The sequence below is a fragment of the Vibrio sp. SCSIO 43153 genome (genome assembly GCF_023716625.1).
Lineage (GTDB): Bacteria > Pseudomonadota > Gammaproteobacteria > Enterobacterales > Vibrionaceae > Vibrio > Vibrio rotiferianus.
The window spans coordinates 1,747,674-1,761,948 of sequence record NZ_CP071855.1; the positions used below are offsets into that span (position 1 = coordinate 1,747,674).

The window sequence follows — 14,275 nt, forward strand, 5'->3', positions numbered from 1 at the left end:
CGCATTAAGCGATTTTTGCCGCTGCGTCTAAATCTAAATACCATTCCGTCAGACCCGCTTTCGCTTGGATCTTCGCTGCCGGATATGGAAGTACGCGTGCTGGTGAGCTATTAATCTCTTCGATAATGTCTGCTTTACCAGCGCCAAGTACCAAGTAACTGATGCGCTTCGCTGCTTCTAGTACGCGTGCCGTTTTCGATACACGAATCTGACCAGACTCAGGATGAGAAGCCAATACTGATAGGTTCTCATCATCGTAGTTTGTCTGACCTGGGAACAGCGATGCGGTATGACCGTCTGCGCCAACACCAAGTAAGATCCAATCAAACACAGGAGTGCCATTTTCAGTTGGAATCACTTCTGCCATCTCTTTCGCAAAGCGCTGTGCTTCAACTTCTGGCTCGTCTTCACCACGAATGCGGTGGATGTTCTCAGCAGGAATGCTTACTTGGCTAAATAGTAGTGCATTCGCTTCACCGTAGTTGCTTTCTGCATCATCAGGAGCAACACAGCGCTCATCACCCCACCAGAAGTGTAGGTTTTGCCACTGAATTGACGTCGCGTAAGCTTCTGTTGCCAATAGCTTAAACAGCATTTTTGGTGTGCTGCCGCCAGAAAGAGAGATGTGAACAGGTCGGCCCATTTCGCTAAACGCTTTCATGTCGTTAGCAAGGCTTTCTACTACCTGCTCTGCTGTTTGGTAGATCTTGTGGTTGATCATAGTTCGCAGTAGTCCGTATCTGTTAGGTTTTTACAAGGGAAACGCCATGCGCGGTTAGCTCGCTGTAGCAAGTCGTCCGCTTCTTTTGGTCCCCATGTACCACATGCGTATCCGAATAGCGCTTGTGGGTCTTGCTTGAAATCTAGAATCGGTTGCACGTATTTCCAACACGCTTCAACCGCATCGCTACGAGCAAATAGCGTTGCATCACCGTTTAAGGCATCGAGAAGTAGACGCTCATAAGCAGTCAGCATTTGGGTTTCTTGCAGATCAGCGTAGTGGAAGTTCATTTTCACTTCCTTCGCTTTAAAGCCTGCGCCCGGCTCTTTCAGACCAAAGCTCATTTGGATGCCTTCGTCTGGCTGAATACGAATAATCAGCTTATTCTCTGGTGCGTTTTGACCAAACACTGGGTGTGGTGTCTGTTTAAAGTGGATAACCACTTCAGTCACGCGAGTCGGTAGACGCTTACCTGTACGTACGTAGAAAGGCACGCCATTCCAACGCCAGTTGTTGATGTAAGCTTTCAGGCCGATGTAAGTCTCAGTACGAGAATCGTCTGCTACGCCGTTCTCTTCGCGGTAACCTGGAAGGTGCTGACCACGAACATCCGATGCCGTGTACTGACCTAATACAAGGTCGTTACGAAGTGCGTTCTCATCCAGCGGTTTAAGACACTGAAGGACTTTTACCACTTCATCACGCATCGAGTCTGCATTAATTTGTGCAGGCGGCTCCATACCCACCATTGCTAGCACTTGCAGCAGGTGGTTTTGGAACATGTCGCGAACCGCACCTGAACCGTCGTAGTAACCACCACGCTCTTCCACGCCTAAGAATTCTGCGCCTGTGATTTCCACGTAATCAATGAAGTTACGGTTCCACAGTGGCTCAAACATCGCGTTAGAAAAACGTAGGACAAGCAGGTTCTGAACCGTTTCTTTACCTAGGTAGTGGTCGATGCGGTAGATCTGATGCTCTTGGAAGTGCTCGTGGATTTCTTTGTCCAACGTGCGCGCTGATTCAAGGTCATAACCAAATGGTTTTTCGATGATCAGGCGTTTCCAGCCATCTTCCTCATTGTTCAGGCCGTGTGCTGCAAGGCTTGCAGGGATCACACTGTATAGGCTTGGTGGCGTCGCAAGATAGAAAAGCGTATTACGTTGTTCGAATTGGTATTCGTCTGCCAGTTGGTCTAAGCGTGTCGCCAACTTGCTGTAATCTTGTGTGTCAGATGTATTGATTGCTTGGTAATGCAGGTGGTTAATAAATGCATTAAGCGTTTCTGGCTCAGTTTTTTCCATTTCTTGAAGCGATTTTAACAACTTCTCACGGTAAGACTCATCACTGTACTCAGTGCGGCTTACACCTAGAATGGCAAAATTTTCTGGAAGCTGCTTGTTCGCATAAAGGTGGTATAGAGCAGGAATTAACTTACGGTATGTAAGGTCACCTGAAGCACCAAAAATAACGATGCTGCTGTTTTCTGGTATTACCATCATCTTTCCCTTAAAAACGAGGTACTTATTGTGTGCCCGGATACGGCTAAAAGGATTGAGCCAACCCTATCAATGGCACCACAAAATAGAAAATTGGTCTTACCTATTACGTTGATAGGTAAAGCCTATAGTCTAAAATTACCGCAATGACTAAACCTCTCACGAGTGTGTGAAATTTAGCGTTTGGAGGTCATTTAAGACACTTATGTCTCTCGAGTACAACCTTGCACTCTGTGGAGGAGATTTCCGACACGGGGGCGTATTGTCTACGAGTATTTGATTTACATCAACACTTGGAAGTGCAAACGTTTAAATAATTTACAAAAATCAACATAAAGCAATGAAAATTAAGAAATAAATGCCATTGAAGATTGAAAGCCAAAATTTAAGCAAAAACTCTAAATAGACTACTTATCACTCAAGTTTGCAATCCATTACATAAGCTCTGTGCGCTATGCAGAATTTACAACTCTACTTCATAGTTGTTGATAATGATACTTAATTAAAGATAATGGAGAATTCTATCAACACACGTTAGGACAGCTATGACCCAGGGCTCAGCAAAACAGCAATCGACGCATCGTATTCAAGGCGTATTGGATTACATTCATAGTAATCTTGATTCTCCTTTGAGCGTTGATGACATCTCGCAACAAAGTTGCTGGTCTCGCTGGCAGTTGCAGCGCGTGTTTCAGCAACAAACCGGGCTTTCGGTTGCAAACTACGTGAGAGAGCTTAAGTTAAGCTACGCTGCAGAGCGATTAGTCGGTGGAAGTGAGCGCTCTCTGGATATTGCGCTGGAAATGGGGTTTGCCTCCGAGCACGCATTCAGCCGTGCATTCAAGCAGATGTTTTCTGTCAGCCCTCGCGAATATCGAAAGAACCAACAGTTATCAGGGTTACGTAAACCATTTACGTTACGCCACCTTCCAGAGGCATCGCACAATGATGGGCACTTTATCGAAGTAAAGATAGAAACGAAACCAAGCTTTTATCTACAGGGGCTTTCTCAACCAATCAGCGGTTTGTTCTCCCCTTCTCCAAACTTCCATTACAAAGTCCCGCAGTTGTGGCTTCAGCTTTCTCTTATTGCCGATCAAGTCGAAGAGTCGCCAGTTCGCCATCTCGGTGTTATTGATGTTACCCACCCTCATTTTGATGGTTCAAAGCTTCAATATTGGGCAGGTTATGAGCTCGACGACAACGTCCATTTACCAAGCATTCCAAATGCAGTGTCCGATCAACTAGAGACCTTATTCGTACCACAGCAAACTTATGCCGTGATCACTCACATCGGTAAGGCAGCGAAACTTGCGCAAACCCTTGAGTGGTTCATCATGTGTTGGTTACCTGCTTCAAATTATCGCGGTGTCGATGGGTATGAACTTGAAAACTATCCGGCAGACTACCAGCCAGACAGTGATAACGCCCAAATGCAATACTGGTTACCCGTAGAGCGTTGTTACAGCCGACACTCGAAGTAAGAGAAAAGTCCTATCCTTTAAGGCGAGTTGCACCAAATTGTTAACTTTTCTATTTTTCCTATCTATAAAATACAAATAACAATCATTATCAATAACTAGAAAAAGTAGTGGAATTAGGAAAAATGGAAACCCCGATTAAATTTCATCGCTCAACACTTGCAGTTGTTGTTTCTGCGCTGATCGCAGGACACGCTGTTGCTGACGAAGACGTAACTCAACTCGAAACAATGACAGTATTAGGTGAAACTTATCGAAATACGGCAACAAAAACGTCATTAGAACCAGAAGAAACCCCACAGGCAATCACCATCATTACGAAGGATGAGATGGATTTACGCGGAGTCAGCACGGTCAGTGAAGCACTTCGTTACTCATCTGGTGTAAACACCGAACTACGTGGCGGTGCCGTTACGCGTCTAGACCTATTCAATATCCGTGGTTTCATTAACTACACCAACTTCTACGATGGTCTCCCTCTGCTATTCAACGGCTGGAACTTACAGCCACAAATTGATGCAGCTGCGGTTGAGCAAGTTGAAGTGTTCAAAGGACCTACGTCTGTTTTATATGGAAACATTCCACCAGGCGGCATGGTCAACATCATTGCAAAAACTCCGCAATCTGAGCCAGCTAACACGGTATCAGTCAGTACCGGCACCAACAGCCTGAAAGAGCTTAACTTCGACACCACTGGTCAAATCGGTGATTCAAACGTGAACTACCGCATCGTGGGGTTGGCGAAGCAGCGCGATGGTCAAGCAGAGACATCAGAAGACGAACGTTATCTGATTGCACCTTCATTCGACTGGCAAGCGACAGACAACACGCTTGTTAATGTTAATGTGTACTACCAAAACGATCCTTCGGCAGGTATTTATACCACCGTACCAGCAGCGGGTTCCGTTCTCGATAACCCACTCGGTTCGTTGTCTCCTGATACTTACTTGGGCGACAAAAACTGGAACACCTATGAACGTGAAGTGTTGATGGTTGGCTACAAAATTCTGCACGACTTCAACAACAACTGGCAGTTCTTGCAAAATGCACGTTACATGACGGCTGACTCGTACCAAGAAAACACGTATAACAGCCCATTAGCCGCTGATAATCGCACGATTGGTCGTAATGCTTACCTCACGGATGAAGACTCAACTTCATTTGTGATTGATAACCAATTATCAGGCTACGTTGCCCACGGCAATTTCGAGCATAACTTGCTACTTGGGTTAGATTACCAATACCTAGATTCTGATGTGAAATACAAAGACACCTTAGGTTACTCGCTTACGCAAGACATCTTTAATCCTAATCACAATCAGATTGACCGCGACGCTCTAAAGTTCGCTTATCAGCAAGCACTGGATATCAAGATGAAACAGCTTGGCGTTTACTTCCAAGACCAACTTCGTTACAACAACCTTGTGATGATTGCGGGACTTCGCTGGGATAAATACGAATCCGACACCAACACCGTGAGTGATTACCTAGGCACAGTCACACCAAGCAAGGAAAAGCTTGATGAAAGCAACATCTCTTTCCGAGTTGGTGCGTTGTACGAGCTTGATTTTGGTCTGTCTCCTTACCTGACTTACTCAGAGAGCTTTGAACCAATCGCGGGGGCTGATGCATCAGGTAAAGCGTTCGACCCTTCTACTGGTCACCAATGGGAACTGGGCTTCAAATACGCCCCTCTGGGTGGCGACGTATCGGGCAACCTAGCCCTATTCCATATCACCAAGAAAAACGCGATCTTGACCGATCCTAACAACCCGTATGCACCGCAATACCAAGCTGGTGAAGTGGTTTCTCAAGGTGCAGAGCTTGAAGCGAAATGGCAAGCAACGCCGCAAGCTGACCTAACGCTAAACTACACCTATATCAATATGGAAATTAAAGAAGACAGCTATTACCACCAAGAAGGCAAAACGCCAGTGTGGGTACCAGAACAAACCGCTTCTTTATGGGCAAATTACTACTACGAAGGTACTTTGACAGGGCTTCGCACCAGTGCTGGCGTCCGTTACGTGGGTAAAACAGAAATGGATGCACAAAACAGTGACCAAGTGCCAGACTACACCTTGGTTGACCTAGCGGCGAGCTATGACTTATCGGCGGCTTCACAATCACTCGACGGCGCAAGCGTCACGCTGTCTGCGAGCAATATCTTTGATGAGGAATACTACAGCTGTTATGACAAGAACAACTGTTGGTTTGGTGCTGAGCGATCTATCGAAGCGAAGCTTGAGTACAAGTTCTAACGCCTAACAAGCCGCTCAAACAAGCTCATTTTCGCGAACATAAAAACAAACCGTATATTTCACAAATGAAAAGCGGTGGCTACCAATAAGCCACCGCTTTTCATTTCTCTTAGCTTTTACTACAGAACGCTTCTGAACAGTATTTAAAGTTCGAATTTAGTTACCTTGTCACTTTTCTATAACAACGCTCAGGTCGCCCTACCGTGCCATAGTTTAAGTCTGCCTCTAATTCACCAGAACTGATCAAGTATTCCAAATAACGTCTGGCCGTTGTTCGGCTGGCACCAATTTGCTCTCCAGCTTCATCCGCCGTATACATCTCTTCACCGACGAACAATCCTCGAATTTTATCTAAAGTCACCCCATCAATCCCTTTAGGCAATCTTTGCGACGATGTGTCTGATGCCACATTTGATTGCAGCATCTTATCAACTAAATTCTGGTCCAAGCTTTCTGCGACATTGAGTTGTTGGCGTTGCGAAATGTACTTTTGCAATGCGGCCTCCAACCTCGGAAACATCACTGGCTTAAGCAGATAATCAACTACCCCGCCTCGCATCGCTTGTTGTAGTGTATCTACATCTCTTGCCGCGGTAATTAAAATCACATCACAAGTTTGATTGTTCGCACGAAGCGTATTGAGGATCTCTAATCCTGTTCCATCGGGTAAATACACATCCATGAGCAGCAAATCAGGCTTGAGCACCTCAAGCTGTAACTCTGCTTCCATCCGTGTCGTTGCAATGCCCACCACTTCCAAGCCAAAGAGTTGGCTCAGATATTTATGATGTAGCTCTGCAATGGCAATATCATCCTCGATGATCATGACTCGCGTTGCCGTATTCATACTTGTTCTTCCTTAGGCAAATACACGGTAATTCTCGTTCCATGTTCTGTATTTGGCAGCATCTCAACATAACCGTGATAACGCGTCGCCAGTTGATTAACTAGATGCAATCCCACACCTCGATTCTGACGCGACTTGGTTGAAATGCCCTTTTTCAAGAGCTCTTGTGGCTCAATGTTTTCCGGTAGTCCACACCCTTGGTCGACAACCTCTAAAATCACTTCGTTGCCATAATCACTGATCGACACATCAATGCTGCGGCGCTCTAATGCAAACGCAGATTCAACACGAATAGCAGACAGCGTCGCATCGAAAGCGTTGTCGATTAGGTTGCCAAGTACCGTGACCAGATCTTCTGCATTTAACCACTCTGGCAATGGCTCCAATCGACAGCCTTTTTCTACCACTAACTGTAATCCCAGTTCACGTGCACGCTCAGTTTTACCCAGCAACATGCCTGCAATAAGTGGGTCTTTGATGGTATCGCGCAAAAACTCTATCATCGCTTGATAGTGTGCAGTCTCTTGCCCAATCAACTGTTGAACCGCTTCGAGTTCCCCCATCTGAACCAATCCACTGATCGTATTGAGCTTATTTCGATGTTCATGCGTTTGTGAGCGAAGCAAATCCGCGTATTCTTTAGTTTGCGAAAGCTGTTCAGTAAGTTCGTTTATTTCATCACGCAGACGGAAACTGGAAACCGCACCGACGATTTTTCCTTCGACGTAGATTGGCGAACGGTTGGCAATTAAACGCTTGTGATTAAGGAAGATCTCGATATCGTGATCTTCTTGTCCTGTTTCTAACACCGTATACAAATCGCTGTCTCGCAGGGTATCTGTCAGCGGTTTATTCAGAGCCGATTCCCTTTCAATACCTAAAATCTGACACGCACTTCGGTTGATGGAACGCAATACACCTTGGGCATCAATACTTAATACCCCTTCTTTAATAGTGCTCATGGTGACGTCGAGTTCACCGTACAAACGTCCAATTTCCTCTGGTTCAAAACCCAAAATGGCACGCTGAAATTTTCGGGATGCATAGTTGGAAACAATCGCGTTGGCAGCAACAACGATCAATGCCATTAAGATAAGCAATGCAAAGAAAGGCTCGATGCGGTCTTGTAAGCGTTCCAGCAAATAACCGACCGAAACCACACCAATGATGTTGCCTTGTTGATCGAAAATTGCCGCTTTACCACGGACGGAATAACCCAATGATCCTTGAGCTGTCGAGATGTATGACTTACCTTCCACCAGCGCTCGTTGGTTGTCGCCGCCTTTCATTGGCTTACCGATGCGCTCGTCGATAGGGTGAATCAAACGCACACCATTTTTATCCCCAATCACAATGAACGCAGCACCAAGTGCCTCAGTCATTTCACGAAACCGCTGTTGATAAGGATCGGTATTCTGAGACTCAATCATTTCGCGAACAATATGAGAAGTAGACAAGAAACGAGCAACGCCAAGCGCTTTCTCCCCCATCTCTTGTTCTTGGTCGAATTTTAGGTAGGTAAAGCCCGCAGCCACCAGAATAAGAAGTTCGATCAAACCCGACAGCGTCATAATAATAAGCATGCGCTTACGAAAGCTGATCCGACTCCAACTCATTGATATTTCCTTTATCTTCGCCAGTTTTCCACGTCACTGTGGCACACTTGCCTAAGTTAACACTGAGTTAACATGCTCGCTCTAATCAAATGACAAATCTGTGAACAGACGAAACGTTCTGAACGGTTTACGGTTAATTTATAGGCGCGCCGTGCTTTCTTCAGTTCGAACAGCCCCGTTCCAACACTTAGCTTTGTCACTCATGGCTCATTTAGCGCATTTATAGCCGCCGTGAAATATCAAAATTCAATCATAATGCTAACCAAATAATGTTGTAATTTATTCAACATCATACATAAATTGCCATCTAAATCTTGAACATGATCACACCAAATTTAGCGGTTTTTGAGGCGTTTTTAGACTTTCGATCGTATAATTTTTAGTCAAGAAGCCTAGCAGAGCTTCGAATAAAGAAAGCAGCCAACTGGAAGTCTATTTAACGCTCAACACTTGCGTCAGTAAATTGAAGATACATTGATAAAAATACAAATACTGACCGTAGGACAACCACTTAGACACCATCTGCAATTGCAATAACTATAAACAGAGGTGCTTTTATAGTTAGAAGGAACACCAAAACATGGAACGCGATACATTTGGAATTTGCCTGAATAAGGCTATGCTGTCAGAGAATATGTATTCAACGTTTACGCACGTCAGGGCTTATGAAAAGAGTGACACCAGTTCTTCTGATCTCAAGGTGCTGCTTTCATTCCCACAGATGAGTGGTAAAGACTTACTGAATACTATGCGAGGCTCTCGTCAGCTTGAGTGGAGAGCAGAATTTCACTGCCCTTCGATGAAGTGAATCAGTACAAGTCACACAACAACGGTGCGTCCAGCTAAGCCCCACTTAACTGGGCGCAACATTTAACCAACATTTCTTTTGCTCAATCACTTAACACTTTGTAGTGAATACTTTATATTAGAGCTTATACTCTAAAACAAAGTAGCCACTATGAAACAAACCGGAAAGTTCTGGATTTTGGGTCTTCTCAGCAGCTCAATTTCTCTTGCCTGTCACTCGGCTCCCATCACATTCGATGATGCATGGAATTTGTTGTTAGAAAACAACTATTCCCTTAAAGCACAACGTGCCAATGTTGAAAGCTACGAATACCAACAAAGCGCAACTGATAACCTCAATTTACCGCAAGTCAGTATTGGTGCGAACTACACACGCTTAGATACCGACGTAACACTGTCTGGTCAGCAAATTCTCGACAGCACTGGGCAACACATTAGCGTGCCACCTGTTTTCCAACCTATTTTTAGCGCTCTTGCGAATACCACATCGACGATCACCGAACGCGACATCTTCTCTTCTTCGATTCGTGCTATCTGGCCGATATTTACTGGCGGTCGCATCAATGCAGCTCAAACCGCCGCAGAAGGTAAAACGGACGAGGCAAGAAGCCAACTCGCAATGGAGCAGCAAGCTCGCTTTGAAGATCTCTCCAAATACTACTTCTCGGTCGTGCTCGCCAAAGAAGTATTAGCAACACGTCAAGCCGTAGAAAAAGGCTTAACCAAGCACCGTGATTTTGCGATTAAAATGGAAGAGCAAGGTCAAATCGCCCGTGTTGAGCGCCTTCAAGCGGAAGCGTCATTAGACAAAGCTAAGGTCGAGACGCGCAAAGCCGCCAGTGACCTGAGTATTGCCCAAGCGGCTTTGGGCAAGATCTTAGCGCAGAGCGATTCAGTAGAACCTTCAGAAACGCTGTTTATCAACAACAACCTTCCACCGTTGAGTGCGTTTGTTGATCAAACACTACTGACCTACCCCGGCTTAGATTTGTTGGATGCCAAGCACAAACAAGCGTCGAGCTTAATCAAAGCCGAGAAAGGCAAATACTATCCGGAAGTTTACCTATACGGTGATTACAGCCTATATGAAGACGATTCCCTTGCCAGCCAAATGAAACCGGATTGGCTAGTGGGTGTTGGCGTTAACATCCCTCTAATTGAGTCCACTGGTCGTAGCGAGAAAGTAAAAGCAGCACAAAGCATGGTCACCCAAGTGGATGCGCTGAAATCACAAGCGAAGCAAGACTTGTCGCTTCTGGTACAAAAGACCTACCTAGAAGCACAACAAGCCATTGATGAAGTGCAAGGTCTAGAATCTAGTATCGCCCTTGCGGACGAGAACCTACGCTTGCGCGAAAAAGCCTTCACTCAAGGCTTATCGTCATCTTTGGATGTGGTCGACGCGCAACTGTATGTCGCCAGCGTAGAAACACAGCAATCAGCGGCACGTTTCCGTTATCTGATTTCTTTAACCAAACTATTAGCACTGAGCAGCGAAATGAACAGCTTCGCTCAATACCAACATACTGCTTACGTTCCAACATCAGCATCCAAAGAGGCAAAATAAGTCATGGCAGCAAAATCTCTAAAACCCGCTCTACTATCACTTTGTGCTTTGGGTGTCGCTTCTTGGGTTGGTTATCAGTTCTACCAAGCGTATCAACCAGAACCGGCACGTTTACAGGGGTTGATTGAAGCGCAGCAATACAGCATCTCTTCTAAAGTTCCTGGTCGTATTGATGAAGTCATGGTGCGCAAAGGCGATGATGTCGAAAAGGGTCAGTTGATCTTTACTCTTCACAGCCCAGAAATCGAAGCAAAATTGGAGCAAGCCAAGGCAGGTGAAAAAGCCGCTGGCGCATTGGCCCTAGAAGCAGAAAAAGGTGCACGTGAGCAACAAATTCAAGCCGCAAAAGACCAATGGTTGAAAGCGAAAGCGGCTGCAGATTTGATGGAAAAGACCTACCAACGTGTAAACAACCTTTATAAAGATGGCGTAGTTGCGGAGCAAAAACGCGACGAAGCCATGACGCAATGGCAAGCATCTAAATACACCGAAAGCGCAGCGTTCCAAATGTACAACATGGCGAAAGAAGGCGCGCGTAGCGAAACCAAAGTCGCAGCAGCAGAAAAAGCACGCATGGCGGCTGGCGCAGTAGCGGAAGTAGAAGCGTATGCCAAAGACACGCAAATCTACAGCTGGTTTGATGGTGAAGTCTCTCAAGTTTTACTGCAAAGCGGCGAACTTGCACCTCAAGGCTTCCCGGTTGTGACGGTTATTGATACCCAAGATTCTTGGGCAACACTGAACGTACGCGAAGATTTGCTCAAACACTTCACCAAAGGCACGACCTTTAAAGCTTACCTACCAGCATTGGATAAAGACGTTGAGTTTAAAGTCACCCATGTTGCCGTAATGGGCGATTTCGCTACATGGCGCGCGACAGACGCATCGAAAGGTTTTGATCTTCGCACATTCGAAGTGGAAGCTCGCCCTACCCAACCAGAGCCTGAGCTACGCATGGGCATGAGTGTTGTGGTTGAGCTGTAATCGCGTTGGCTTAAGACTATGACGATTCAAATCTCACAACGACAAATCCTGCGGCGCGATAAGTGGTTATTATCTTGCCTGACATGGGTGCCGATCTTATTGGCCGTCACTATTTGGGGTGTTTTCTCTGCAGGTATTGCAAGAGATCTCCCAATTGGTGTGGTTGATTTGCAGCACTCGCAGTTGTCACGCAAGATGATTCAATCTCTTGATGCCTCTTCCACTCTTTCTGTTGATTATCACTACACTAGTTCAACAGAAGCGAAGAACGCGATGATCGAGGGTGATATCTACGCTTATGCTGTGATTCCCCCTCAATTCGACCAAGACATTCTTTTGCATCGACAACCGCAACTATCGGTCTTCTTTAACAGCCAATACATTTTGGTTGCCAAGTTGATTAACTCAGCGGTCGCGCAGTCTCAAGGGTATTTTGATGCGCAGCTAGAAACCATGGGTAACCTAGCAAAAGGCAACACCACAACACTTGCAGCTATTGGTCAAGCCGTGCCGATTTCCACCCAGATTACAGCCTTGTTTAACCGCAACACCAACTACGCTCAGTTTTTGGTAACAGCGATTGTTCCGGCGATCTGGCAGATCTGTATCGTGGTAAGCACCATTTTGATCCTCGCAGCGCATTTTCGTCTTTATGGAAATGGCAGCAACAGCTTCGCGTTCTTAGGCGATCGCCCTTTCACTCGACTAAGCAAAATTCTAAGCCAGTACATTCCTGTCTTTATGGCACAAGGCGCGCTGTTCTTAATCTGGTTCTACATGGTGCTTGATTGGCCGATGGAAGGCAGTTATCTGGTGATGCTATTAGCGCAGTTCGTAACGACTATCGCATGCATCATCATGGGAGCGCTTTTCTTCTTCCTATCGATGGACCCAGCACGTGCGATGAGCTTTGCTGGCGCATTTACCGCACCGAGCTTTGCATTTATGGGGATAACCTTCCCGGTTTCCGACATGAACGCGTTGGCGCAGGCATGGCGAGGCTTACTACCGATTACGCATTACATCGAAGTTCAAGTGGACCAAGCAAGCTACGGCGCAAGTGCGGCACAATCTATCGGCTCACTCTGGCCGATGGTTGGGTACATTATTCCGCTACTAATGACGGCGGCTTTGTTGGCAAAACATCGCAACACAGCTTTGTTAAATAGCACGTCCTCTACAGCTAGCAAACAGGAGGCAGTATGACACTGTGGCAACTGATTAAAACAGAACTTCGCTCAGTGATGACCAACCCTGTCGTGGTACTGACGGTCTTTGGTGGCGTGGTATTTTACTCCTTCTTATACCCGCTTCCATACGCACAACAAACACCGAGGGAACAGCCAATAGCGATTGTGAATCTCGATGGAAGCCAAACCAGTCTAACCTTAGAGCGCATGGTCGATGCCACGCCTCAGGTTAAGGTAGTGACACGTTTACATACTATTGCCGATGCGAAACAAGCATTCTTAAACCGAGAGATAACTGGCTTTTTGGTGATTCCAGAACACTTCTACAAAGACTTGATGCTTGGCAGCAGCCCTACTCTGGCTTATGCCGCCGACGCTTCTTACTTCTTGGTGTACGGCACCGTCGTCGAAGGTTTAGCACAAGCTGGTGGTACGCTTGGCGCTCAAGTTAAAGTAAGCAAGATGGTGATCGATGGCGTGCCACTGAGTATGGCGAGCCATGATTACTCCGCGATTAAGCTGAACATGAAGCCAACCTTCAACCCAACCATGGGCTACATCGAATACGTGGTGCCAGCGGTGTTTGTATTGATCCTTCAACAAACATTGATCATGGCAGTCGGGTTGCAAACCGGTACTCAGCGCCATGGTCGTGGGTATTGGTCACAAGTGCCAACAGGCGCTCTGCTATTTGCCAGAACCTTGGTCTTCGTTGCTATCTACTACTTACTCAGCGCCTATTATTTTGGCTTCAGTTTTGAACGCTTGAACGTCAACCATGTTGCCAACGCAGGTGAGTTGTTGACCTTGCTGTTGCCGTTCTTGCTTGGCTGTTGTGGCTTAGGTTTGTGGCTTGGGTATTTGCTACCAAGACGCGAGCTGGTGACATTGGTCGTGCTGGTTAGCTCAATGCCATTAATCTTCTTAGCAGGCTTTATCTGGCCAGTTGAGTCGATCCCTGCCCCGCTACTTTGGTTTGCAGACTTAAGCCCGAGCACTTGGGCAATCAAAGGCTTTTTAGCACTCAACCAAATGGGCGCAACGTGGCAACAAGTAGCTAAACACTGGACTGCTCTTTGGGTTCTGACCGTACTTTGGGGCGGCGTTGCTTACTGGATTGCCAAACGCAATACCAAACCAGTAGTAACAGAAAGCTTAGGTTAACGGCTGTTTATCCAATAAAGCAAAGGGGCTCACGTAGCCCCTTTTTGTTTGCGTGGGTGTTCTAGTGACTGAGCTGAGCTGAAGAGTCATTGACTTACTTCTGGGCAATAACGTGTTAGATCTAATACTTTACAACGG

Annotated in this window: 11 protein-coding genes; 7 read left to right on the forward strand and 4 right to left on the reverse strand. The window is 46.2% G+C overall.

Annotated elements, in window-relative coordinates:
• Positions 1-4: 4 nt before the first annotated feature.
• Positions 5-721 (reverse strand): 6-phosphogluconolactonase, encoded by a 717-nt coding sequence (pgl, locus tag J4N37_RS07840; RefSeq protein WP_252040449.1) that lies wholly within the window; start codon positions 719-721, stop codon positions 5-7.
• Complete coding sequence (gene zwf / locus J4N37_RS07845; RefSeq protein WP_010448337.1) at positions 718-2,220, reverse strand: glucose-6-phosphate dehydrogenase; 1,503 nt, start codon at positions 2,218-2,220, stop codon at positions 718-720. Before zwf ends, pgl begins: the two co-directional genes overlap by 4 nt.
• A 545-nt stretch (positions 2,221-2,765) precedes the next feature.
• On the opposite strand from zwf, the gene J4N37_RS07850 reads away from it, so the two are divergent.
• Together J4N37_RS07850 and J4N37_RS07855 are read left to right on the forward strand one after the other, a co-directional pair.
• Entirely contained in the window at positions 2,766-3,704 is a 939-nt protein-coding gene (locus tag J4N37_RS07850) for an AraC family transcriptional regulator (protein ID WP_252040451.1), read from the forward strand.
• A 122-nt stretch (positions 3,705-3,826) separates the two neighbouring features.
• A complete protein-coding gene (locus tag J4N37_RS07855) occupies positions 3,827-5,962 on the forward strand; it encodes a TonB-dependent siderophore receptor (protein ID WP_252040453.1) in 2,136 nt (711 codons plus the stop codon).
• Between the two features lie 160 nt (positions 5,963-6,122).
• On the opposite strand, the gene J4N37_RS07860 is transcribed toward J4N37_RS07855, so the two are convergent.
• Both J4N37_RS07860 and J4N37_RS07865 read right to left on the reverse strand, forming a co-directional pair.
• The gene (locus J4N37_RS07860; protein WP_252040455.1) at positions 6,123-6,809 is read right to left on the reverse strand and encodes a response regulator; all 687 of its coding nucleotides are present in this window, start codon (positions 6,807-6,809) and stop codon (positions 6,123-6,125) included.
• Positions 6,806-8,425, reverse strand: coding sequence for an ATP-binding protein (locus J4N37_RS07865; protein ID WP_252040457.1), 1,620 nt, complete (start codon positions 8,423-8,425; stop codon positions 6,806-6,808). Before J4N37_RS07865 ends, J4N37_RS07860 begins: the two co-directional genes overlap by 4 nt.
• Before the next feature lie 580 nt (positions 8,426-9,005).
• On the opposite strand from J4N37_RS07865, the gene J4N37_RS07870 reads away from it, so the two are divergent.
• The 5 genes from J4N37_RS07870 (at position 9,006) to J4N37_RS07890 (ending at position 14,137) form a co-directional block, all read left to right on the forward strand.
• A complete protein-coding gene (locus tag J4N37_RS07870; RefSeq protein ID WP_005446009.1) occupies positions 9,006-9,233 on the forward strand; it encodes a hypothetical protein in 228 nt (75 codons plus the stop codon).
• A gap of 150 nt (positions 9,234-9,383) precedes the next feature.
• A complete protein-coding gene (locus J4N37_RS07875) occupies positions 9,384-10,799 on the forward strand; it encodes a TolC family protein (protein ID WP_252040459.1) in 1,416 nt (471 codons plus the stop codon).
• A gap of 3 nt (positions 10,800-10,802) precedes the next feature.
• Positions 10,803-11,783 carry an HlyD family secretion protein gene (locus tag J4N37_RS07880; RefSeq protein ID WP_005446013.1) on the forward strand — a complete coding sequence of 327 codons (981 nt, stop codon included), beginning with the start codon at positions 10,803-10,805 and terminating at the stop codon, positions 11,781-11,783.
• Between the two features lie 18 nt (positions 11,784-11,801).
• Positions 11,802-12,989, forward strand: coding sequence for an ABC transporter permease (locus J4N37_RS07885; protein ID WP_252040460.1), 1,188 nt, complete (start codon positions 11,802-11,804; stop codon positions 12,987-12,989).
• On the forward strand, positions 12,986-14,137 hold the full coding sequence (locus J4N37_RS07890; protein WP_049535974.1) for an ABC transporter permease: 1,152 nt from the start codon (positions 12,986-12,988) through the stop codon (positions 14,135-14,137). Before J4N37_RS07885 ends, J4N37_RS07890 begins: the two co-directional genes overlap by 4 nt.
• The last annotated feature ends 138 nt before the right edge of the window (positions 14,138-14,275 follow it).